The sequence below is a fragment of the Herbaspirillum lusitanum P6-12 genome, assembly GCF_000256565.1.
GTDB lineage: Bacteria > Pseudomonadota > Gammaproteobacteria > Burkholderiales > Burkholderiaceae_D > Herbaspirillum > Herbaspirillum lusitanum.
The window spans coordinates 1-21,583 of the sequence record NZ_AJHH01000501.1 but is presented as its reverse complement, the minus strand read 5'-3'; the positions used below and the strand labels follow the sequence as shown (position 1 = coordinate 21,583).

General features: G+C 61.3%; 19 protein-coding genes and 3 pseudogenes. 10 read left to right on the top strand and 12 right to left on the bottom strand.

Features of this window, described 5'->3' with window-relative positions; genetic code table 11:
* Window positions 1–118 precede the first annotated feature (118 nt).
* From hemW to rph, 3 genes are all read right to left on the bottom strand, one after another.
* The gene (gene hemW, locus HLUSI_RS0117010) at window positions 119–1,387 is read right to left on the bottom strand and encodes a radical SAM family heme chaperone HemW (protein ID WP_016835108.1); all 1,269 of its coding nucleotides are present in this window, start codon (window positions 1,385–1,387) and stop codon (window positions 119–121) included.
* Window positions 1,384–1,968, bottom strand: coding sequence for an RdgB/HAM1 family non-canonical purine NTP pyrophosphatase (rdgB, locus tag HLUSI_RS0117005; RefSeq protein ID WP_016835107.1), 585 nt, complete (start codon window positions 1,966–1,968; stop codon window positions 1,384–1,386). Before rdgB ends, hemW begins: the two co-directional genes overlap by 4 nt.
* Before the next feature lie 153 nt (window positions 1,969–2,121).
* Window positions 2,122–2,856, bottom strand: coding sequence for a ribonuclease PH (rph, locus tag HLUSI_RS0117000; RefSeq protein ID WP_016835106.1), 735 nt, complete (start codon window positions 2,854–2,856; stop codon window positions 2,122–2,124).
* Window positions 2,857–3,180: 324 nt separating this feature from the next.
* Between rph and HLUSI_RS29195 the strand changes: the two are divergent.
* From HLUSI_RS29195 to HLUSI_RS0116980, 4 genes and pseudogenes are all read left to right on the top strand, one after another.
* Window positions 3,181–4,073: pseudogene (locus tag HLUSI_RS29195) on the top strand (YicC/YloC family endoribonuclease).
* 85 nt (window positions 4,074–4,158) lie between these two features.
* Window positions 4,159–4,800, top strand: a complete 642-nt coding sequence (gene gmk, locus HLUSI_RS0116990) for a guanylate kinase (RefSeq protein ID WP_016835105.1) — start codon at window positions 4,159–4,161, stop codon at window positions 4,798–4,800.
* 126 nt (window positions 4,801–4,926) lie between these two features.
* Complete coding sequence (gene rpoZ, locus HLUSI_RS0116985; protein ID WP_007881846.1) at window positions 4,927–5,130, top strand: DNA-directed RNA polymerase subunit omega; 204 nt, start codon at window positions 4,927–4,929, stop codon at window positions 5,128–5,130.
* A gap of 37 nt (window positions 5,131–5,167) precedes the next feature.
* Entirely contained in the window at window positions 5,168–7,483 is a 2,316-nt protein-coding gene (locus tag HLUSI_RS0116980; RefSeq protein WP_029363641.1) for a RelA/SpoT family protein, read from the top strand.
* A gap of 31 nt (window positions 7,484–7,514) precedes the next feature.
* Here HLUSI_RS0116980 and HLUSI_RS0116975 read toward each other — a convergent pair whose 3' ends face one another.
* Window positions 7,515–8,459: a LysR family transcriptional regulator gene (locus HLUSI_RS0116975; RefSeq protein WP_040503591.1), complete on the bottom strand. Its 945-nt coding sequence runs from the start codon at window positions 8,457–8,459 to the stop codon at window positions 7,515–7,517.
* 132 nt (window positions 8,460–8,591) lie between these two features.
* On the opposite strand from HLUSI_RS0116975, the gene HLUSI_RS0116970 reads away from it, so the two are divergent.
* Window positions 8,592–9,200, top strand: coding sequence for an FMN-dependent NADH-azoreductase (locus HLUSI_RS0116970; protein ID WP_016835102.1), 609 nt, complete (start codon window positions 8,592–8,594; stop codon window positions 9,198–9,200).
* A gap of 75 nt (window positions 9,201–9,275) precedes the next feature.
* Here the strand turns inward: HLUSI_RS0116970 and HLUSI_RS0116965 are convergent, their stop codons facing one another.
* Together HLUSI_RS0116965 and greB are read right to left on the bottom strand one after the other, a co-directional pair.
* On the bottom strand, window positions 9,276–10,616 hold the full coding sequence (locus tag HLUSI_RS0116965) for a DUF3422 family protein (RefSeq protein ID WP_016835101.1): 1,341 nt from the start codon (window positions 10,614–10,616) through the stop codon (window positions 9,276–9,278).
* Between the two features lie 200 nt (window positions 10,617–10,816).
* Window positions 10,817–11,326: a transcription elongation factor GreB gene (greB, locus tag HLUSI_RS29190; protein WP_414087025.1), complete on the bottom strand. Its 510-nt coding sequence runs from the start codon at window positions 11,324–11,326 to the stop codon at window positions 10,817–10,819.
* A gap of 140 nt (window positions 11,327–11,466) precedes the next feature.
* Between greB and HLUSI_RS0116955 the strand changes: the two genes are divergently transcribed.
* Both HLUSI_RS0116955 and HLUSI_RS0116950 read left to right on the top strand, forming a co-directional pair.
* On the top strand, window positions 11,467–12,357 hold the full coding sequence (locus tag HLUSI_RS0116955) for a hypothetical protein (protein ID WP_016835099.1): 891 nt from the start codon (window positions 11,467–11,469) through the stop codon (window positions 12,355–12,357).
* A gap of 105 nt (window positions 12,358–12,462) precedes the next feature.
* The gene (locus HLUSI_RS0116950; RefSeq protein ID WP_016835098.1) at window positions 12,463–13,059 is read left to right on the top strand and encodes a hypothetical protein; all 597 of its coding nucleotides are present in this window, start codon (window positions 12,463–12,465) and stop codon (window positions 13,057–13,059) included.
* Between the two features lie 89 nt (window positions 13,060–13,148).
* Here HLUSI_RS0116950 and HLUSI_RS0116945 read toward each other — a convergent pair whose 3' ends face one another.
* The 5 genes and pseudogenes from HLUSI_RS0116945 to HLUSI_RS0116930 all read right to left on the bottom strand — a co-directional run bounded on the left by HLUSI_RS0116945 (window position 13,149) and on the right by HLUSI_RS0116930 (window position 17,834).
* Window positions 13,149–14,495, bottom strand: a complete 1,347-nt coding sequence (locus tag HLUSI_RS0116945; protein ID WP_016835097.1) for an EAL and HDOD domain-containing protein — start codon at window positions 14,493–14,495, stop codon at window positions 13,149–13,151.
* Complete coding sequence (locus tag HLUSI_RS32780; RefSeq protein WP_157137886.1) at window positions 14,492–14,653, bottom strand: hypothetical protein; 162 nt, start codon at window positions 14,651–14,653, stop codon at window positions 14,492–14,494. Before HLUSI_RS32780 ends, HLUSI_RS0116945 begins: the two co-directional genes overlap by 4 nt.
* Window positions 14,654–15,545 (bottom strand): annotated as a pseudogene (locus HLUSI_RS29185) (23S rRNA (adenine(2030)-N(6))-methyltransferase RlmJ).
* 189 nt (window positions 15,546–15,734) lie between these two features.
* Window positions 15,735–17,471 (bottom strand): ClcB-like voltage-gated chloride channel protein, encoded by a 1,737-nt coding sequence (locus tag HLUSI_RS0116935; RefSeq protein ID WP_016835096.1) that lies wholly within the window; start codon window positions 17,469–17,471, stop codon window positions 15,735–15,737.
* A gap of 9 nt (window positions 17,472–17,480) precedes the next feature.
* Window positions 17,481–17,834, bottom strand: coding sequence for a winged helix-turn-helix domain-containing protein (locus HLUSI_RS0116930; protein WP_016835095.1), 354 nt, complete (start codon window positions 17,832–17,834; stop codon window positions 17,481–17,483).
* Between the two features lie 121 nt (window positions 17,835–17,955).
* On the opposite strand from HLUSI_RS0116930, the pseudogene modA reads away from it, so the two are divergent.
* From modA to HLUSI_RS0116915, 3 genes and pseudogenes are all read left to right on the top strand, one after another.
* Window positions 17,956–18,673: pseudogene (modA, locus tag HLUSI_RS29180) on the top strand (molybdate ABC transporter substrate-binding protein).
* Window positions 18,674–18,730: 57 nt separating this feature from the next.
* Entirely contained in the window at window positions 18,731–19,408 is a 678-nt protein-coding gene (gene modB / locus HLUSI_RS0116920) for a molybdate ABC transporter permease subunit (protein WP_029363640.1), read from the top strand.
* On the top strand, window positions 19,405–20,076 hold the full coding sequence (locus HLUSI_RS0116915) for a sulfate/molybdate ABC transporter ATP-binding protein (protein WP_016835093.1): 672 nt from the start codon (window positions 19,405–19,407) through the stop codon (window positions 20,074–20,076). The genes modB and HLUSI_RS0116915 overlap by 4 nt, the downstream gene beginning before the upstream one ends.
* A gap of 111 nt (window positions 20,077–20,187) precedes the next feature.
* Here the strand turns inward: HLUSI_RS0116915 and aceA are convergent, their stop codons facing one another.
* Window positions 20,188–21,492, bottom strand: a complete 1,305-nt coding sequence (aceA, locus tag HLUSI_RS0116910; protein WP_016835092.1) for an isocitrate lyase — start codon at window positions 21,490–21,492, stop codon at window positions 20,188–20,190.
* Between the last annotated feature and the right edge of the window lie 91 nt (window positions 21,493–21,583).

Here is a 21,583-nt window from a genome sequence, read left to right as displayed (position 1 = left end):
CGCCCCCAATATTTTTAATTGGTTATGAAAAATAAATAAGCAAGTTTCCGAAAAGAATTCTTATCTAAATCCAAATATTTACTAAATATACCTGAGAAAACTGCACTTGCCTAAATGTTCATTCAAACAGGAACATTTCCTGGAGATCGTTCAGGAAGCGGCGTCCCAGCTCGGTTGGCCGGATGATCGCGTGGTCGCGATACAGCAGGCCTTTTTTCTCGGCGTCATTGAGCGCGGCGTCGATGGCGTTGATGCTCATGCCGGTGCGCTCGTTAAACAAATTGACCGGAAAACCGTCTTCCAGGCGCAACGCATTGAGCATGAATTCGAAGCCCAGCGCGTCGCGGCCGATCTCGCCTTCTTCCTGGATGGCGTTGCCGGTGCGCATCTTTTCCATGTAGGTCTGCGGATGCTTGTGACGCGCCTGGCGCACGATGCGGTGCGGGAACGACAGCTTCGAATGGGCCCCGGCGCCGATGCCCAGGTAGTCGCCAAACTGCCAGTAATTGAGATTGTGGCGCGCCTGGCGCTTCGGTTTGGCGTAGGCCGACACTTCGTAGTGCTGGTAGCCGGCGGCGCCGGTCAGTTCGGTGATCATGTCCTGCATGTCGGCGCTGGTATCGTCGTCCGGCACCTGCGGCGGGTATTTGGCGAACAGCGTGTTCGGCTCCAGCGTGAGGTGGTACAGCGACAGGTGCGGCGGCGCGCAGTCGATTGCGGTCTGGATGTCGCGGCGTGCTTCTTCCACGCTCTGCGACGGCAAGGCGTACATCAGGTCGAGGTTGAAGTTGTCGAAATTCGCATGTGCGATCTCGACCGCCTTGCGCGCCTGGTCGCCGTCATGGATGCGGCCGAGCGCGGCCAGATGCGCCGAGTTGAAGCTCTGGATGCCAATCGACAGACGGTTGATGCCGCTGGCGCGATAGGACTTGAATTTCTCGGCTTCGAAAGTACCGGGATTGGCTTCCATCGTGATTTCGATGTCGATGTCCAGCGGCAGCAAGGTGCGGATATCGGACAGCAGGCGGTCGAGCCCGGCCGCCGACAACAGGCTGGGCGTGCCGCCGCCGATGAAGACGGAGTAGATCTTGCGGCCCCAGATCAGCGGCAGCGCCGACTCCAGATCGGCGCGCAAGGCGTCCAGATAGATGTCTTCAGGGAAGCTGCCCTTCACTTCATGCGAATTGAAATCGCAGTAGGGACACTTCTTCACGCACCACGGGAAATGCACGTACAGCGACAGCGGCGGCAAGGCCGACAGTTGCAGGCTGCCCGGTTTGAGGAACGCCAGCGCGGCCTGCGCCGGACCGTCCTGCTGCCCGGACTGGCCCGACTGCGATGGCAGCGACGACAGGCTCACGCCGACAGGCTTGATCGGAATGATCATCGCAGCTTCTCGACCAGCGCGCGCAGGGCCTGGCCGCGGTGCGAGTGGGCATTCTTTTCAGCAGCGCTCAACTCAGCCGCCGTGCGGTTCAGGGCCGGCAGCCAGAAATACGGGTCATAGCCGAAGCCGCCCGCGCCGCGCGCTTCTTCGACGATTTCACCATGCCACGAACCGTCGGCGATGACCGGTTGCGGATCGTCGGCGTGGCGGACATAGACCAGCACGCAGTAGTAATAGGCCGATTTGTCGTCGTGCCCGGCCAGGTCGGCGATCAGTTTGGCGTTGTTGGCGGCGTCCGATTTCGGCTCGCCGGCGTAGCGCGCCGACCATACGCCGGGCGCACCGCCCAGAGCGTTGACGCAGACGCCGGAATCGTCGGCCAGCGCAGGCAGGCCGGTCAGGCGTGAGGCGTGGCGTGCCTTGGCCAGGGCGTTTTCGACGAAGGTGGCGAAGGGCTCTTCGGCTTCCGGCACATCGAACTCGCCTTGCGGACGCACGTCCAGGCCGATTTCGCCGAGCAAGGCGCCGAATTCGCGGAGTTTTCCGGGGTTGTTGGAGGCGAGGACGATTTTTTGGGTCATGACGGATGAATAACGGATAACAGTCGATCAAGTAAAAACGCCATGTCCGTAGTGCACGGACATGGCATAGCGGGATTGTAGGGATTGTAAAAGGATTCGGGCGCGGCTGCCGGCCCGGCGTCCTTTTGGCGCGACGATCTCTCGTCGTTTAGTTTATCGAGCCAGACCGAGTGTTTCTTTCTGCAAGGCAAGCAGTTCCTTGATGCCCTTGTCGGCGATGTCGAGCAGGCTGTTGAGCGTGTTGCGGTCGAAGGCGGCGCCTTCAGCGGTGCCCTGCACTTCGACGAAATGGCCGGCATCGGTCATGACGACGTTCATATCGGTGTCGCAGTCGGAATCTTCCACGTAATCCAGGTCCAGCACCGGCACGCCGCGATAGACGCCGACCGAAATCGCCGCCACGAAATGCTTGACCGGAATGGCCGTGATCAAGCCGCGGCCCAGCAGCACCGAGAACGCGTCGTAAGCGGCGACCATGGCGCCGGTAATGGCGGCTGTACGCGTGCCGCCATCGGCTTGCAGGACGTCGCAGTCGAGATGCAGGGTGCGCTCGCCGAAGGCTTCCAGGTCAAACGCGGCGCGCAAGGCGCGGCCGATCAGGCGCTGGATTTCTTGCGTGCGGCCAGACTGCTTGCCCTTGGCGGCTTCGCGGTCCATACGGGTATGCGTCGAGCGCGGCAGCATGCCGTATTCAGCGGTCATCCAGCCTTGCCCTTTGCCCTTGAGGAAACCCGGCACTTTTTCTTCGATGCTGGCGGTGCACAGCACGCGGGTGTCGCCGAACTCGACCAGCACGGAGCCTTCGGCATGCTTGGTGTAGTGGCGGGTCAGGCGAACGGTGCGCAAATCGGTGGTGGCGCGTCCGCTGGGACGTTGGAATGCGGTCATGGTTTTTCCTATGGAATCGGTGACGGACGCCTTGGGGCCATGTAGGCCGGGCAGAACCGGAGAAGAGGTTTTGATGGCGCGCGGCGGCCAATCTTCTTTAAAATGCGGGCTCCGAGCGGGCATCGTTCGTTCCGGCCAGACCGCACAGGCGGCCGCCGCAACGTTCAAGTCCGGCATTGTAAAGGATGACCCGCCCGCCGTCGCGCCGCGTGATGCCTCATCCCGACCTGCCCGGCCACGCCCGCAAGCCCATCCAACCTGACAGCGCGGTTGCGCCATGCATGCCGCCCCGCGCTACGGAGCCTCGATTTGACCATCTACAGCATGACCGGCTACGCCGTCACCAAGCGCGACACCGCCGCCGGCGCCATCACCGTTGAACTCAAGAGCGTCAATTCGCGCTTCCTCGACCTGCAGTTCCGCGTCAACGACGACTTGCGCGCGGTCGAGCCCGCCATGCGCGAAGCCATCATCAGCAAGCTGGTGCGCGGCAAGGTCGAATGCCGCCTGAGTTTCGGCCGCAAACCGCCGAAGGCGCCAGCCAGGCCCTCAACCAGACGCTGCTGGCGACGATCTCGGAATTGCAAAGCCAGGTGCGCGCGCAATTCATCGACGCGCCGCCGCTGAGCGTAGCGGAACTGTTGCGCTGGCCAGGCGTGATTGAAGAAGCCGAAATTGGCCAGGACACGCTGCAAGCCGACGTGCTGGCGACGCTGCAGCAAACCCTGACCGCGTTCCTGGATAGCCGCGCACGCGAAGGCGCAGCGCTGCAGGCGGTGCTGGAAACCCGCATCGACGCCATGGAAGCGATCGTCGCGCGCATCACGCCGCTGGTGCCGCAACTGGTGACGCAGTTCCAGCAAAAGGCCACCGAACGCATGCAGGAAGCGCTGGGACTGACGAGCAAGGACGGCGCAGTCGCGTCGCTGCCGCGCGAAGAAGTTCTGGAGCGCATCCGCCAGGAAGTCACGCTGTACGGCATCCGCATCGACATCGCCGAAGAACTGGCGCGCCTCTCGGCGCATCTGGCCGAGACCCGCCATATCCTGAAAAAAGGCGGCCAGGTCGGCAAGCGCCTCGATTTCATGATGCAGGAACTCAACCGCGAAGCAAATACGGTCGGCTCGAAAGCCGCCATGAAAGAGCTCGCCGACGCGTCGATGGAATTGAAATTGCTGATCGACCAGATGCGCGAGCAGGTACAGAATCTGGAGTGACCTAAGGGCGAACTCCCGGCGGCGCAAGCACCGCCCTTTACTACCCGACAACATTAGCCAAAAGACATTTTTCAGCGAGGACATCATGCCCGTCCAAAAACCCACTTCCGGCAGCCTCTTCATGGTGGTCGCCCCCTCCGGCGCCGGCAAATCCACGCTGGTCAACGCCCTGCTGAAGCAGGAGCCCGAGATCAAGCTGTCGATTTCCTACACCACGCGCCCGCCGCGTCCGGGTGAAGAGCACGGCCGCGAATACTACTTCACGACCGCCGACGATTTCCTCAAGCGCCAGGCCGAGGGCGAATTCCTGGAATGGGCGGAAGTGCACGGCAATTACTATGGCACCTCGCGGCTGATGATCGCCGATCAGATTTCCAACGGCACCGACGTGCTGCTGGAAATCGACTGGCAAGGCGCACAGCAGGTCAAGAAACAGTTTTCCAACGCCATCGGCATCTTCATCCTGCCGCCCTCGATCGCGGCGCTGGAAGAGCGCCTCAAAAAACGCGGGCAGGACGAACCGCACGTCATTACGCGCCGCATCCTGGCCGCCGGCGGCGAAATCGCTCACTCGCCGGAGTTCGAATATGTTATTATTAATCAAGAGTTTGCAGTCGCTTTGTCGGAATTGACGGCAATTGTGAAAGCAGCGCGTTGCCGCTTCCCGCAACAGGCTGCACGCAACACCTTCCTGTTCACTCAGCTCGGCATTCATGCCATCACCTGAGTTGACGAGTAAATCGCTCCCAAGGCGCACCGCTCGAACCGGATCCGATGACAATGCGGATGCCGATTGAACCGGAACCACCAGAATCATTCAGAATCACCAAGCAACACGAAATCAGGAGTTTTTATGGCCCGTATCACCATCGAAGATTGCCTCAAGCAAATCCCTAATCGCTTCCAGCTGACCCTGGCCGCAACATATCGCGCACGCCAGCTGCTGCAAGGCCATACCCCGAAAGTGGACGCCAAGGACAAGCCGACCGTCACAGCCCTGCGCGAAATCGCAGCCGGCAAGGTCGGCATCGAGATGCTGAAAAAAGTGCCTGCCTGAGTTTCATCCTCGTCCATGCTGCCGATAACGCCAACGTATGAGCCTGACTCCCCCAGATTCAACCCTCGGTTCTCCGTTATCAGCAACTAGTACGACTGGCATGACTGGCAGCACCGGTACTCCCCGAGCGTCTTCCGGACGCTCGGCGTCAAAACAGAATTCCCAAAATCCTTCCGCAACACCCCCTGCTCCCGCGTTGCACAGCGGCGTGGCGACGTTTACCCATCTGACGCACAAGCTCGAGGAATACCTCACGCCTTCCGAACTGAAGAAGGTCAAGGAAGCCTATCGCTTCTCGGATGAGGCGCACCTGGGCCAGATGCGCAAGTCGGGCGAACCTTACATCTCGCATCCGCTCGCGGTCGCCGAAATCTGCGCCGACTGGAAGCTGGATGCGCAAGCCATGATGGCCGCACTGCTGCATGACGTGATGGAAGACCAGGGCGTACGCAAGGACGAACTGATCGAGCGTTTCGGCGCGCCGGTGGCCTCGCTGGTTGATGGCTTGTCCAAGCTCGACAAGATCGAATTCCAGAGCCAGATCGAAGCGCAGGCGGAAAACTTCCGCAAGATGCTGCTGGCGATGGCGCGCGACGTGCGCGTGATCCTGATCAAACTGGCCGATCGCCTGCACAACATGCGCACGCTCGGTGCGATGGTCCCCGAGAAAAAGCGCCGCATCGCCCGCGAGACGATGGAAGTCTACGTGCCGATCGCGCACCGTCTCGGCCTCAACAATATTTACCGCGAGCTGCAGGAACTGTCGTTCTCGCATCTCTACCCGCTGCGCCACAAGACATTGTCGAAGGCGGTCAAGGCCGCGCGCGGCAATCGCCGCGAAGTGGTCACCAAGATCCTCGAGTCCGTCACCAGCACGCTGATCGCAGCCGGCATCCCGGCCCAGGTCGACGGCCGCGAAAAGACGCTGTACGGCATCTACCGCAAGATGCGCAACAAGCACCTGACGTTTTCACAGGTGCTGGATGTCTACGGCTTCCGCGTGGTGGTCGACAGCTTCGCCAATTGCTACGTCGCGCTGGGCACCTTGCATTCGCTGTTCAAGCCGATGCCGGGCAAGTTCAAGGACTACATCGCGATTCCCAAGCTGAACGGCTACCAGTCGCTGCACACCACGCTGATCGGCCCCTACGGCACGCCGGTGGAGTTCCAGATCCGTACGCAGGACATGCATCGCGTGGCCGAATCGGGCGTCGCCGCGCACTGGCTGTACAAGGACGACGAAGGCAGCCTGACCGACCTGCAGCAACGCACTCATGCCTGGCTGCAATCGCTGCTGGACATCCAGAAGCAGACCGGCGACTCGGCCGAATTCCTCGAACACGTCAAGGTCGACCTGTTCCCGGATTCAGTCTACGTCTTCACGCCGAAGTCCAAGATCATCGCCCTGCCGCGCGGCGCCACGGCGCTCGACTTCGCCTACAACATCCATACCGACATCGGCGACCAGACCACCTCGGTCGTGATCAACCACGAACCGGCGCCGCTGCGCACCGAGCTGCACAACGGCGACATCGTCGAAATCATCACCTCGCCATCGTCGCGCCCGAGTCCGAACTGGCTCGGCTACGTCCGCACCGGCAAGGCGCGCTCGGCGATCCGCCATCGCCTGCGCACGGTCAACCTGGCCGAATCGCAAGCGCTGGGCAAACGCCTGCTGACCAATGCGCTCAATACGCTGGGACTTGACCCGGACCTGCCAACCACGCTGATCGAGCGCCTGCTCAACGAATCCAGCGCCAAGACCATGGACGAGCTGTACGCCGACATCGGCATCGGCACGCGCATGGCGCCGCTGGTGGCCCGTCATATCATGGGCATGACCGAGAACGGCGGCGCCGTGCCGCAGCTTGATGTCGAAGGACACATGCTGCCGAGCAAACCGGATCCGGTGGTCATCACCGGCAACGAAGGCTCGACCGTGCAGCTGGCAACCTGTTGCCTGCCGATCCCCGGCGACAAACTGATCGGCCATCTGAAACACGACCAGGCGCTGATTGTCCACGTCGAGGATTGCGAGACCGCCAAGCGGCATCGCGAGAAAGAACCGGATCGCTGGATCGAAGTCACCTGGGCCGGCGAACTCAACCGCCGCTTCGAATGCCGCATCACCATCCTGGCGCATAACCAGAAAGGTACGCTGGCGCGCATCGCCGCCGAAATCGGCGAAGCCGACGCGCATATCGTCTCGGTCAGCATGGACGACGACGGCGATCCGGCGATGAAGCACTTGCGCTTCACCATCCAGGTCGAAGACCGTGTCCACCTCGCCCGCACCATGCGCGGCATCCGCAGCATCGACAGCGTCGCCCGCATCCTGCGCGAGCGAAGCTGACCAAACCCCGCAACAAACCTCGCCTGATGCGTCAAGCGACCGCTTGCGCTTCCGGCACGGCAAATTCCATCCCCCCACCGGCATTGCATGCGCCGTGCTTGACTTTCTCAGCAACAAATTCAATCAGCGCGCTGACCGCCAGCGATAACTGGCGCCGATTCGGATACACCGCATACATGCCGCTGATGTCGCGCTGATACTGCGGCAAGATGCTCACCAACGTACCGCGCCGCAAGTCTTCCGCCGCGACCATCACCGGCAACAATGCAATGCCCAGTCCGGCACGCGCCGCCCGCAGCAAGCCCTGCGCGGTGTTGATGCACAGGCGCGGCGCCACGCGGATGCTCTCTGCGCCATTTGGTCCCTCCAGCTTCCACAGCGCCGCTTGTGGAGTATTGGAAGCGGCCAGGCAGTCGTGCCGGGCCAACTCTTCCAGCGATTCCGGCGCGCCGCGCCGGGCCAAATACGAAGGACTGGCCAGCAAGCCGCGATGGCTGGCGCCCAATTTGCGCGCCACCAGACTCGAATCGGGCAACTGCCCGGCGCGAAACGCCAGGTCGATGCCTTCGGCAATGAGATCGACGCGATCGTCGCTGAGCAGGAACTCGAGTTGCACGCGCGGATAGCGCTGCATGAATTCAGCCATCCATTCCATGGCGAAGTTGTCGAAAAAGTCCGCCGGCGCCGCCACACGCAAGATGCCGCCGGGTTCGCGATTGCCGTCCGACAAGCTGGCGCCGGCGTGCTGGATGTCCTCGATGCCGGGTGCACAGCGTTCGAAGAACTCGCGCCCCGCCGCCGTCATGTTCAATTGCCGCGTGGAGCGCTGCAGCAGCCGTACGCCGAGGCTCTCTTCCAGCAATTGCAAACGCCGGCTGATGGTGTTGGAAGGCATGCCGAGGCGACGGCCCGCAGCGGCAAAGCTGCCGGCGCGCACGACTTCGACAAAGACAGAGATATCGTTCAGGTCCAACATGGCATTCATCCTAAAAATGGACTGGTGAAATCAGATTCTCCCATCTATTGAAGTTATTGGAAAGCCTCTATATTCCTTTCATCGCAATCCAATGCGACCTGATAACCCAAGGCAACTTTCCAAGGAAACAATATGAGCACCCTTCTGCACATTGACTCCAGCGCCCGCTATGCCGGCTCCCTTACCCGTCAGCTGAGCGCTGCCTATGTCGAACAATGGCAAGCCAAGAACGCCGGCGGCAAGGTCGTCCAGCGCGACCTGGCAAGCCACATCCTGCCGCACATTACTGAAGCCATGATCGGCGCCTATTTCACACCTGCCGATCAACGCAGCGCGGAACAGCAAGCGATCCTCGCCGAATCCGACAAGCTGGTGGACGAACTGATCGCCGCAGACACACTGGTCATCGGCGTGCCGATGTACAACTTCGCGCCGCCATCCGCGTTCAAGGCATGGGTTGACCATATCAGCCGCGTCGGCCGCACCTTCTCCTACGGCGCCAACGGCCCTGCCGGCCTGCTCACCGGCAAGCGCGCCATCGTGATCCTGAGCAGCGGCGGCGTCTATTCCGAAGGTCCGGCGCAACCAATGGATTTCAACGGCACCTACATCCGCAGCGTACTGGGCTTCCTGGGCATCACCGACGTGGAACTGATCACCGCTGAAGGCGTGTCGATGGGCGAAGAAAAAGCCAGGCAAACCGTATCGCAAGCACAGGAAAAGATCAGCGCAATCGTCTGATCGGGTTTCCAAAAGCAAAAAAGCCGGATCAACCGATCCGGCTTTTTTACGTCTGCGTCATCTGCACCATCCGGCTCAGGACACGTGCACGCTCTTGTGCAAGCGCCGCAAGCCGAACCATACGCCCGCCGCAAACACCGGCACCATGAGCCCGGTGGCGATATCCGGATTGATCGGGATGCCGGACGCCTTGAGCGCCTTGCCGATATAGCCGAACAATCCCACCATGTAGTAGGAAATTGCAGCCACCGACAAGCCTTCGACCGCCTGCTGCAAGCGCAGTTGCTGGGCCGCACGGGCATTCATCGATTCGAGGATCTGGCGGTTCTGCTGCTCTTGCACGATGCCGATGCGCGTGCGCAGCAGATCGTTGGTATGCGCGATCCGTTCGGCCAATGCTTTCTGGCGATGCGCCACCGACGTGCAGGTGTCCATGGCGGGCGCGAGACGGCGTTCCATGAACTCGCCGATGGTGGGCACGCCCTCCACGCGGGTTTCGCGCAGCTCTTCGATACGGGCCTTGACCAGCCGGAAATACGCCTGCGATGCGGAAAAGCGATAGCTGTTTTCCAGCGACATCTTTTCGATGCGCGCCGCCAGGCCGGTGATCTTGCGCAGGATCCGCTCGTCTTCTGCGTGTCCTGCGCTGGTATTGCCGCCGCCATGCTCCGCATCGACCATCGCGGCCGTCAGCGTCGCCAGATCGCTTTCGATGGCGTTGAGCACCGGCCCGGCCTGCAGCGCGTGCGGCAAACCCAGCAAGGCCATCATGCGGTAGGTTTCGATTTCCAGGATGCGCTGCACCAGGCGTCCGCCCTGCAGGTCGCGCAAGTCGATGTCGCGCACCACGAAGCGGCTGAAACCATCGGCCTGGATCACGAAATCGGTCCAGATTTCCCCGCCCTGCAATACCTTGCTGGAAGACAGCAGCTTGCCTTCGAACAGGCGCGCCATGCCGGCGGCGGCGTCATGTGCCGGTGCGCGTTCCAGCACCACATGGGCCGCCACCATGATCTTGCCCTGCAACGCCAGCAGCCACTGCTGCGGCACGTGCCTGAGCGGCGCGGCGGCGAAGGCTTCATCGGTCGTCAGTGCGGCGTCGTGACTCTGCGCGAATGTATAGCTGGCGAATTCGGTATGGCATTCCCACTTGAGGCGGAAACGGCCGAAGTCGTGGAAGAAATGCTTGGCGTCCATGCCCGGCGCGGTCACGCCAAAATGCAGGCACAGGTCGGACAACAGGGCATGCTGGAACGCGACGTGATGGTTGGCGTCCGCGCCCGCCTGGTCGCGCAGGTAGACCGCGAGATGTGTCAGGCTTTCCGGCGCGCTCAAGTGCAGGAACGGCCGGGAATGCACTTCCGCGGCGAGAGCCACGCGTTGCGGATGATTCAGACTGGCGTAGACGATGGACATGGACAGGCCTTTGGCTTAATCGGGAAAAATCGTGATATCAGAAAATCGGAGTCAGGAAACCGGAACCAGGTCGTGCTGCGGGAACAGGGAGCAGAATCCGTTCCAAGCGCTGTGCGGCCGGACCGGCAACGCACCGGCTCAGGGACGGCTCAAGGACGGCTCACTTCCCCGGCGCCCCGGATAGCTGACGTCGAGGATGGTCAGCTGCTCGGCGTCTGCAGCGTCACTTCGTCGCCTTCGCGTGCCTTCGTCAGGGTGCGCGCCACCGGTGAGATCCAGCTGATCTTGCCGTTGAGCGGATCGAGCTCGTCGATGCCGACGATGGTGACGGTATGTGCGATGCCGTCCTGATTTTCATAGGTGACCGTGGCGCCGAAAAAGATCTGGTCGTTGCCGTGATGGATGGTCGGATCCACCACTTCGGCGATGTCGAGGCGCTTGGTCAGGAAACGGATGCGGCGATCGATCTCGCGCAGGCGGCGCTTGCCGTAGATGTAGTCGCCGTTTTCCGAACGGTCGCCGTTGGAGGCGGCCCAATGCACGATGCGCACCACTTCCGGACGGTCGACGTCGATCAGGTGCAGCAGCTCATCCTTGATGCGCTTGTGCCCCGCCGGCGTCATGTAATTCCTGGTGCCCGCGGGAATGGCCGGCAACGCCAGTTCGTCGTCATCGTCGCCGTCGGATTCTTTTACGAATGCTTTATTCATGTTCTCGCTTGCATATTCCATGTGGTCCAGGCCTTGAGCCTGTCCATCATTGTAGCGGTATGTTAAAGTCCCCGAGCGCGCAATTACACTGCGCCGACGCCAAAACAAAGCTTCCCGCACCGACTTCTTCCGCCTTTTCCATGACATCTTCTTCGACTCGCTACCGTATCGGCCTGGCTGCCAACCGTGCCCACCAGGACGCCCCCAACTCTGCGCTGGTGCAACTGCTCCAGGGTTCGCGCGCGCGCATCGAAGCGCTGCAACCGGAACTGGTCGTGGTCGGCCGCACGCTCGACGCGATCGGCCATCTCGGCCTGCTGCCTGGTTATCCGCACATCGAGCGCTTCCCTTACGGGCGCCAGGGCGGCCTGATGAAGCTGGTGTCGCGCGTGGTCGACAGCGATCCGGCACGCATGCTGGACGCCATCATTTACCTGATCGATCCTGTCGATCCGTCCTCGACCTTCCCGGAAGCGGTGGCCCTCAAGCGCCAATGCGTGATCCACGGCAAACCCTTCCTGTCGACGCTGGCCGGCGCCCAGGAATGGTTCGAATTGGAAGCGATTGCCGGCGGCGCTGCGCCTGATCCGGCGCGCGATGGCTCGTTCCGGCTGGCCGACGAAGGCATTGCCCTGATCGCCCATGATTCAATGAAAGCGCGCATGCTGGCACTGGCCGAACGCCATTTCGACGTGCTCGACAGTTTCGGTTTCCGCTGCGCCACCGGCACCACCGGCGGCCTGCTCAACGAACTCGCGGTCAAGATCAAGGGTGAAGCCGGCCGCAACTGGGTCAAGCCTTTCCTGAGCGGTCCGCTCGGCGGTGACGCCCAGATTGCCGAGTTGATCCTGGAACATGAATGCCGCCGCGTGCTATTCCTGGAAGATCCGCACGTCGCCCGCCAGCATGAAGCCGACATCCAGCTGCTGGAACGCGCCGCACGCACCGTAACCGACTATGCCTCCTGCATGAGCGATGAGAAATGGGGCGATCGCTGGCTCAGCCTGATCAAGCAGCGTCAGGTGCGCTGACCACTGCGGGCGACCAAGGAATTCCCTGAAGCAAGTCCGGCTTGTTTTTGGCGCGCCTGCCCAACATATGCCTGCAGCGGGCTTCGCGCATTCATGAGGACGTCCTTGTCGCACAACATCAGAAAATACCTGCTGGCGCCTTTCGTCTACACCGCGGCATTGCTTTTGCTGCTGGAAGAATGGCTGTGGGACGCCAGCAAACGCCTGTCCGCCCGGCTGCCGCTGATCCCGTTCATCGTGCGCCTGGAAGCCTGGGTCGCCGGCGTGCCGCCCTACGTGGCGCTGGTCATCTTCGTACTGCCCAGCCTGCTGCTGTTCCCTGTCAAAATCCTGGCCCTGATGTCGATTACCCACGGCCATCCGACACTGGGTCTGATCATCATCGTCAGCGCCAAAGTGCTCGGCACTGCACTGGTGGCGCGCGTGTACACGCTGACGCAGAAAGCCTTGCTGTCGCTGCCCTGGTTTGCTCGCTACCGGGACATCATATTGCGCTTCAAGGACCGCATGATTGCGCAACTGCGTGCGACGCATGCGTGGCAGCAGGTCGAAGCCGGACTGGCCGCCTTCAAGGAGGCGCGGCGGCGCTGGTGGGCAACGTTCAAGGAACATTGGAGCGGACGCAACAGACGTAATGGCCACGGCAATCGCCTGGCGCGCATGATAAAAAAATACGCCGCGAGGCGACGTGATCGGGAATGAGCGGTAAGGGCAGGAAATGAAAACCAAACCGAAAATGAAACCGCCGACATGGGCGGCGCTTTGAATCAGATGATCAACTGATCAACTGATCAGCTATCCTGCTCGGCGACGTTGCCGGCGCCGGCTTCCGCTTCGACTTTCTTCTCGGGCACATGGCCCATGTTGGTGGAAATGTTGTTGCCCCATTCGAATGCCTGGGTTTCCAGTTCGTAGAAATCTTCGGCGCTCAGTTGCAGCCCGTCGAGCAATTCCTTCATCTGCTCCGGCGTCTTGTCGGCCTTTTCGGTAGCCTCGGCCAGTTGCAGGATCTCGCCGTAGAAGCCGGTGCGGAACAGCAATGCGTCGCGGATTTCCGCACTCACCGTGATCTGGGTGAGGATGGTTTCCATCGGCATGCCGAACAAGGCATCGACCAGCGACATGATGCCGACGGTGAAGGCGATCTCGGACATCTTGCGACGACCGGGACGGATTCTTTCGGTGATCAGCTCCAGCATCTTGCCGCGCGTCGCCGCCAGAATCAGCAACGGCGACAGCGTATGCGCCTTGTCCTTCTCGGTATTGGCGAACAGCAGGATCTGCATCCAGCGCTTGAGTTGCCGGCGCCCCAGCACGATCAGAGCCTGCCCGAGCGAGTCGATATGCTTCATGAAACCGTACACCGGCGTATTCACCAGGCGCAGCAGTGTCAGGCTCAACGCGACGTCACGCTTGATATAGCGCACGATCTCGCCGTTGTCGACGTTGCGCACCAGCAGCGTCAGGATGTGCATGATGACGATCTTGGACGCTTCCAGCTTCTTGCCCTGCAGGATTACCGGCTTGGCGAAGTAATAGCCCTGGAAGTAGTCGAAGCCGAAGGTCACGCAATCGCGGAACTGCTCGACCGTCTCGACCTTTTCGGCCAACAGCATCTTTTGGGCGCGTTTGAAATGCACGCTCAGCTTGAGCAGCTTGCTTGCGTCCACTTCCATCACGTCGATCTTGATGATTTTGACCAGCGGTAGCAACTGGGCGATATCTTCCGATTCGGTGATGACATCGTCCAGCGCGAACACATAGCCGGCGCGCACCAGTTCATTGACGCGCTTGACCAGTTCGGGAGTGACTTTGACGGTTTCGAGGATTTCCAGCACCACCTTGTCGGCTGGCAGGAAATTGATGAAGTCGCTCATCAGCACGGTAGCATCAACGTTGATGAAGCCATGCAGGCTGCCGATGACGTTGTTGAGGCCGAGTTCGGACGCGTGCGCGATGACGGATGCCGTTGCCGAAACGTCGTCGTTGACGTTGGCCGGCCCAAACGCGGCGTTGCGGAACAACAGCTCGTAACCGATCAATTCCTGTTCGCGGTTCAGGATCGGTTGACGGGCCAGGAAAAAATCATGGGCGTGATGCGCCGGGGCGGCGTCGTGATCAGGAGACGGTTCGGTCATGATTTTTTGTTTTGGATAACCCCGGCACTTCCGGCAGGCAATGAAGCTTTGGCATGATCTTCTATTGTATGCCGTGATCCATTGCCGATACCAGAAAACATTTCACGGATGAGACGGCGGCAAAACCTGCCGCCGCAAGCCTCGTCGGAACGATACATTCAAGCCTCTCCCGATTCCAGCAGGAAACCGGCACCGCTGTCGCGACCCAGCACCTTCACCAGATACGGCATCACTTCCTTCAAGGTCGCCAACAGCGTCCATGGCGGATTCAGCACGAACATGCCGCTGGTGTGCAGGCCGAAGCCATCCGGCGACGGCGAACTGATCGACAGCGTGACGTTGATCCAGCTCTTGGCGGGCGCCAAGACGCTTGAGACGATCGGAAAACTGTTTGGACTCGATCCGTTGCAGCACAGGATACCAGACCGCATAGGTGCCGGTCGGGAAGCGCACCAGCGCATCCTGCAGGGCTTCCTTGACCTTCTGGTAGTCGCGCTTGTCTTCGTACGGCGGATCGATGAGCACCAGCGCGCGCCGCGACGGCGGCGGCAACAGCGCCTTGAGCGCGAGGAAACCGTCGCCGCGCTCAATCATCACGCGCTTGCCGCGCGAAGTCGGACGCTTGCCCTGCTCGGCGGCGTGCGCATCGAGTTTGCGGAAATTGTCGGCCAGTATCTTGCTTTCGGTCGTATGCAGCTCGAACAGGCGCAGACGATCCTGCTCGCGCATCACCTGGTTCGCGCAATACGGCGAGCCGGGGTAATAGCGCATCTTGCCGCTAGGATTGAGGTCTTTCACCACTTGCACGTAGTCGGCAACGGCTTCGGGCAGATCGGTGCGATCCCACAGCGGGCCGATGCCGGTTTCGTATTCGGCGTTCTTGCTGGCGTAATTCCCGTCCAGCGCATAGACGCCTCCGCCGGCATGGGTGTCGACCACCATGTAGGGAGTGTCTTTCTGGCCGAGATAACGCATCAACTGGATCGTCACCATGTGCTTGAGCACATCAGCGTGATTGCCAGCGTGGAAGGCATGGCGGTAACTCAGCATAAAATCGTTCGAATCCCTGAAATGTTGGTGGCCGTCGCCGGCTTTGACAATGCTTGTACCAAAATCACGCGAAACAGCGCCGTGTTTGGTAGTTTTTCACATTTAATGTCGCATTCTAACAAGGTTGCTTGCTGAATAGTCACCCCGCCCCCGAATGTTACAAAGCGATCAACAACTTTTTGAAGCAACCTACTCCCCCGAACGATCCAAGCGAAAATACGCATCCAGCAACGATGTCTTGAATACCACGCCCAGCAGACGCGGGTCTTCCGCGCTGGAAATCACCGGCAGACGCTCGCCCTGATGATCGAGGAACAACTGCAAAGCTTCCCCCAGCGACATGTCCGGCGTCACTTCATGCAAGAAGTGCGTGCGCATGAAATCCCCCGCGCACTTGGTCGCGATATCGTCCTTGTCGAGCAGCAACGAGGTCACGTCCTGCAAGGCCACCACGCCCAGATAACGATTTTCCTGGTCGGTGATGTAGATGTATTTGACCGGATATTGCAGGAAGATGCGGGTCACTTCGGAAAACGGCGCGTCCTTTTGCAGCACGGTTTCAGCCGGCTTGATCAGCTCGCTCATATGGGTGCCGCGCAGGCGAATGCGCTCGGCCGCGTCGCGATGGCGCTTGAGCGTGATTTCGTACATCGAATTGCCGTCCAGGCTGCGCGCGATGACATACGCCACGACGCAGGACAGCATCAGCGGCAGCACCACCTGGTAGCTCAGCGTCATCTCGAAGATCATCAGGATCGCCATCAGCGGCGCGTTGGTCGCCGCCGCCAGGAATGCGCCCATCCCCACCATCGCGTACGCGAATGGCTGCGAAATCGCATGCGGCCACAACGCATGCGCCATGTCGCCGAACAGGAAACCGATGGCCGCGCCGACAAACAGGGTCGGCGTGAAAATCCCGCCGACGGCGCCCGAACCGGTGGTCAGTGCCGTCGCGACGATCTTGTAGATCATCACGATCAGCACCGTCGACCACAGCCAGTCGGTGTGCAGCAGCGAATTGACCACGCTGTAGCCGTTTCCCCACACCTCCGGCACCCGCACCGACAGCAGCCCGACCAGCAATCCTCCCAGGCCGAGTCGCAGCGGCAACGGCAGGCGGGTCTTCCGGAACGCCGTCTTGCTCAGTTCAAGCAGGCGCAGGAATTGCGGCGCCAGCAGCCCGGCGATCACGCCCAACACCACGAACAGGATGATCTCGACGCCGGCCACTTCCGGGAAGTACGGCATCTCATAGGCAGGCTTGTAACCCGGCAGCTCGCGCATCGTGATATTGGCCACCACCGACGCCACCACCACCGGGCCGAAGCTTTCCATCACCAGCGCGCCAAGCACGATTTCGGTGACGAAGAAGGCGCCCGCGATCGGCGCGTTGTAGGCGGAAGTAATCCCTGCAGCGGCGCCGCAGGCCACCAGCAGGCGCATGCGCGACGACGGAAAATGGGCGAAACGGCCGACCAGCGAAGCGCACAAGGCCGCCAGTTGCACCATCGGCCCTTCCCGTCCGATCGAGCCGCCCGAGCCGACCGTGGCCAGCGACGACAGGCTGCGCAGCAAGGTATGACGAATCGGAATCCGGCCGTCGCCGATGGCCACGGCCTCCATGTAGTCCGAAGTGGCGCCGGCCGGCATGCGTTTGGCCCAGATCAGGATCAGCCCGGCCACCACGCCGCCGCACGTCGGCAACAGCACACGCATCTGCCAGGACAGGCCCTTGGCGATTTCGACGAAGCTGCCGCTATGCCCGGTCAGCAGGTATTGCACGGCATCGATGCATTCGCGGAAACCTATCGTCGCCAGCGCGCCGACGAAGCCGACCACGGCCGCCCACAGCAGCATCGCATGGCTTTCGGACATGCGCAGCCAGGTTTGCAGGCGGAAGCGATATTTGAGGAGAGCGTTGCGCATCGACGTCGTTCAGTCCTTGCCGACGATCAGAGATTGCAGGTGCTGCATGTCTTTTTCGATGGCGGCGTCGGCCTTCTTTTGCATGCGCTGGTAGCAAGCCACTACTTCGCGCGCCAGCTCGGTGATGCTGGCGCCGCCGCCCTTGGCGCCGCCGGTTGCGGTTGCCACCAGCGGCTGATTGAAGCAGCGATTCATTTCTTCGACCAGCAGCCAGGCGCGCCGGTACGACATTTCCATTTCCCGCGCCGCGCCGGAAATCGACCCGTTGCGATCAATCGCCAGCAGCAAGGCGGCTTTGCCGGGACCGAAGGCAATCGTGTCGCCCTGCATCACGCGCAATCGTACGGTTTTGGAATTTGTCATGACCGCGATTGTAGCAAGGGCTCCAGGCAAATTACATGTATATGCGACGACGAATTGACTATCGTTATATCCTTACGTATATTTCGACAAAACTCTTCCTCCATTCAGAAAAACAGACCCCATGTCCACTTCCCTTACCGCACAATCCCTGCGCAGGTTCGCCGCGTCCGCCTCGTGCGCCTTGCTGGCGCTATCTTTGATGGCGACGCCGGCGCACGCGACCGACCTCGTGGTCTCCGCCGCCGCCAGCCTGACCAACGCATTCAAGGACCTGGGTGCTGCATTTGAACAGCAAAATCCCGGCGTCAAGGTGATCAACAACTTCGGCGCCTCCGACATCCTGATGCAGCAAATCGTGCGCGGCGCGCCGGCCGACGTATTCGCCTCGGCGGATCAGACTGCAATGGACAAGGCCATCGCGGAAAAAGCCGTGCAAGCATCCACGCGCAAGAATTTCGCCGCCAACCAGATCGTCCTGATCGTTCCCGGCGACAGCACCCTGCCGCTCGCCAGCCTGAAGGACCTGACCCAGCCCGCCGTCAAGAAAGTCGCACTCGGCAATCCGGCATCGGTGCCGTTCGGCCGCTACACCAAGACCGCGCTGGAAAGCGCCGGCCTGTGGGACGCCATTCTGGCCAAGGGCGTGATGGCGCAAAACCGCCGTCATGCCGGACAAGGTCAAGGTCGCGATCCGCATTCCATCCGATACGCCTGCCACTTATCCGATCGCGGTGACGGCAAGCACTGCGCAGGCAGCACTGGCTGCAAAATATCTCGCCTACGTGCAATCGGCGGCCGGCCAGGCGGTGCTGGCGCGTTACGGCTTCCTCAAACCCTGATAACCCTGCTACGCTGCGGCCTGATCAACTCTCACTCTCTCACGCGTTTCCTAAACTATGGGTGCAGTCTGGACTCCGTTGCTGCTCTCGCTCAAGGTCGCGGGCTGGGCAACGGTGCTTAATCTCTTCTTCGGCGTCGCGGCGGCCTACGGACTGTCGCGCTGGCGTTCGCCGCTGCGCGACCTGATCGACTCGATCCTGACGCTGCCGCTGGTGCTGCCGCCGACTGTGCTCGGCTATTACCTGCTGGTGCTGTTCGGCAAGCGCGGCACCTTCGGCGCGTGGTTGTCGGGCCTGGGCATTGAACTGGTATTCACCTGGCAAGGCGCGGTGATCGCCTCGACCATCGTGGCCTTCCCGCTGGTGCTGAAGTCGGCGCGTGCTGCCTTTGAAAATGTCGACAAGCAGCTTGAAAATGCCGCGCGCGTGCTCGGCGTGTCCGAAGCCGGCGTGTTCTTCCGCGTGAGCCTGCCGCTGGCGGCGCGCGGCATTGCCGCCGGTGTGCTCCTGGCGTTCGCCCGTGCGCTGGGCGAATTCGGCGCCACGCTGATGATCGCCGGCAATCTGCCGGGCCGCACGCAAACGCTCTCCGTCGCTATCTACGAAGCGGTGCAGGCCGGCGACGACTCCACCGCGACCTTGCTGGTGGTGATCACCTCGGTCACCTGCGTCGCCGTGCTGCTGATCGCCGGACGCCTGATGCCGGGCCATACACGCCGGGCGGATCTGTCGTGAGCGTCGCCGTCCGCATCCGCAAGGAGCTGCGCGCCGATGATCGCGTGTTCCAGCTCGACATCGACTTCGCCTCCGACAGCGATCGCATCGTACTATATGGTCCCTCTGGCTCAGGCAAGAGCCTGACGCTCAAGGCCGTGGCCGGCCTCATGACCCCCGACGAAGGCAGGATCACGCTGAACCGGCGCACGTTGTTCGACGCCGCGCACGGCGTCAACGTACGGCCGCAACAGCGCAACGTCGCCTATCTGTTCCAGGATTACGCGCTGTTCCCTCACCTGACGGTAGCGCAGAACATCGCCTTCGGACTGCAGCGCGGCTGCCTCAACCTGCGCAAACCTGCTTCGCATCCGACGGTCGCCCGCTGGTTGCAGGCGTTCGGGCTGGACGCCACAGCCGGCAGCTATCCCTCGCAGATTTCCGGTGGCCAGCGCCAGCGCGTCGCACTGGCGCGGGCGCTGGTGGCGCAACCCGACATCCTGCTGCTGGATGAGCCCTTCTCCGCACTCGACCTGTCGTTGCGCGAACGCATGCGTCACGAGCTCAGCGAACTGCAACAACAACTGCATGTGCCGATGCTGATCATCACCCACGATCCGGCCGACGTCGACGTGCTGGGCGACGCCGTGTTCGAGGTGCGCGACGGCATGGTCTCCCGCCAAAAGTAAAAAAGCCGCACTCTTGTGGAGTGCGGCTCCCGCAGGGACGGGGGTGGATACCCCCTGAAACTTCAATCGCCCTTAAGCAAACTTATTGAGCAACTTTATTGAGTAAATTTCTCAGGCAACCTTCTTTTCGGCGCCATCGAAGAACTGTTCATCTTCCGTCGAGCCGTGCAACGCCGTGGTCGACGACTGGCCTTGCTGAATCGCCTGGGTGACCGCGTCGAAGTAACCGGTGCCGACTTCGCGCTGATGCTTGACCGCGGTGAAGCCCTTGTCGGCTGCTGCGAATTCGGCTTCCTGCAATTCCACGAAGGCCGACATCTGGTTACGCGCATAGCCGTGCGCCAGGTTGAACATCGAATAGTTCAATGCATGGAAACCGGCCAGCGTGATGAACTGGAACTTGTAGCCCATGGCGCCCAGTTCCTTCTGGAATTTGGCGATGGTGGCGTCGTCCAGGTTCTTTTTCCAGTTGAACGACGGCGAGCAGTTATACGACAGCATCTTGCCCGGGAACTTGGCGTGGATGGCTTCGGCGAATTTCTTGGCGAAGGCCAGGTCCGGCTTGCCGGTTTCGCACCAGACCAGGTCGGCGTATTCCGAATAGGCCAGGCCGCGCGAGATGGCCTGGTCGATGCCCGGACGGGTCTTGAAGAAACCTTCGACGGTGCGCTCGCCGGTCAGGAACGGCTTGTCGTTGTCGTCCACGTCGGACGTCAGCAAGTCGGCCGCTTCGGCATCGGTACGGGCGATCACCAGCGTGCTGGTGCCGGAAACGTCGGCCGCCAGGCGCGCCGCGTTGAGCTTTTCGACCGCTTCGCGTGTCGGCACCAGCACCTTGCCGCCCATGTGGCCGCACTTCTTCACCGACGCCAGTTGATCTTCGAAGTGAACGCCGGCGGCGCCCGCGTCGATCATCGACTTCATCAGCTCATAGGCGTTCAGCACGCCGCCGAAACCGGCTTCCGCGTCGGCCACGATCGGTGCGAAGAAGTCGATGTCGTTCTTGCCTTCCGACCATTGGATCTGGTCGGCGCGCTGGAAGGTATTGTTGATGCGCTTGACCACCATCGGCACCGAGTTGGCTGGATACAGCGATTGGTCGGGATACATTTCGCCGGCCAGGTTGGCGTCGCCGGCGACTTGCCAGCCGGACAGGTAGATCGCCTTCAGGCCGGCCTTGACCTGTTGCATCGCCTGGTTGCCGGTCAGCGCGCCGAGGGCATTGACGAACGGTTCGTTGTTGACCAGATTCCACAGCTTTTCGGCGCCGCGCTTGGCCAGCGTGTGCTCGATCTGCACCGAGCCGCGCAGGCGCACCACGTCGTCGGCCGAGTAGTTGCGCTTGACGCCTGCCCAACGTGGGTTCTCCGCCCAGTCTTTAGCCAGTGCCTGAATTTGTTGTTCGCGTGTCGTCATGGTCAATCTCCTTAAGGTAGTAAGAAAATGGAGGTCAGGAAGTGAAATCCATGACTTCATAGTAGGCTTTTCGGTGCAGAGCAACAATGTC

Excerpts from the sequence above, each read along its gene's own strand:
- hemW (WP_016835108.1), bottom strand. The coding sequence starts at position 1,387 with ATGATCATTCCGATCAAGCCTGTCGGCGTGAGCCTGTCGTCGCTGCCA.
- rdgB (WP_016835107.1), bottom strand. The coding sequence starts at position 1,968 with ATGACCCAAAAAATCGTCCTCGCCTCCAACAACCCCGGAAAACTCCGC.
- rph (WP_016835106.1), bottom strand. The coding sequence starts at position 2,856 with ATGACCGCATTCCAACGTCCCAGCGGACGCGCCACCACCGATTTGCGC.
- gmk (WP_016835105.1), top strand. The coding sequence starts at position 4,159 with ATGCCCGTCCAAAAACCCACTTCCGGCAGCCTCTTCATGGTGGTCGCC.
- rpoZ (WP_007881846.1), top strand. The coding sequence starts at position 4,927 with ATGGCCCGTATCACCATCGAAGATTGCCTCAAGCAAATCCCTAATCGC.
- HLUSI_RS0116980 (WP_029363641.1), top strand. The coding sequence starts at position 5,168 with ATGAGCCTGACTCCCCCAGATTCAACCCTCGGTTCTCCGTTATCAGCA.
- HLUSI_RS0116975 (WP_040503591.1), bottom strand. The coding sequence starts at position 8,459 with ATGTTGGACCTGAACGATATCTCTGTCTTTGTCGAAGTCGTGCGCGCC.
- HLUSI_RS0116970 (WP_016835102.1), top strand. The coding sequence starts at position 8,592 with ATGAGCACCCTTCTGCACATTGACTCCAGCGCCCGCTATGCCGGCTCC.
- HLUSI_RS0116965 (WP_016835101.1), bottom strand. The coding sequence starts at position 10,616 with ATGTCCATCGTCTACGCCAGTCTGAATCATCCGCAACGCGTGGCTCTC.
- greB (WP_414087025.1), bottom strand. The coding sequence starts at position 11,326 with ATGAATAAAGCATTCGTAAAAGAATCCGACGGCGACGATGACGACGAA.
- HLUSI_RS0116955 (WP_016835099.1), top strand. The coding sequence starts at position 11,467 with ATGACATCTTCTTCGACTCGCTACCGTATCGGCCTGGCTGCCAACCGT.
- HLUSI_RS0116945 (WP_016835097.1), bottom strand. The coding sequence starts at position 14,495 with ATGACCGAACCGTCTCCTGATCACGACGCCGCCCCGGCGCATCACGCC.
- HLUSI_RS32780 (WP_157137886.1), bottom strand. The coding sequence starts at position 14,653 with ATGTATCGTTCCGACGAGGCTTGCGGCGGCAGGTTTTGCCGCCGTCTC.
- HLUSI_RS0116935 (WP_016835096.1), bottom strand. The coding sequence starts at position 17,471 with ATGCGCAACGCTCTCCTCAAATATCGCTTCCGCCTGCAAACCTGGCTG.
- HLUSI_RS0116930 (WP_016835095.1), bottom strand. The coding sequence starts at position 17,834 with ATGACAAATTCCAAAACCGTACGATTGCGCGTGATGCAGGGCGACACG.
- modB (WP_029363640.1), top strand. The coding sequence starts at position 18,731 with ATGGGTGCAGTCTGGACTCCGTTGCTGCTCTCGCTCAAGGTCGCGGGC.
- aceA (WP_016835092.1), bottom strand. The coding sequence starts at position 21,492 with ATGACGACACGCGAACAACAAATTCAGGCACTGGCTAAAGACTGGGCG.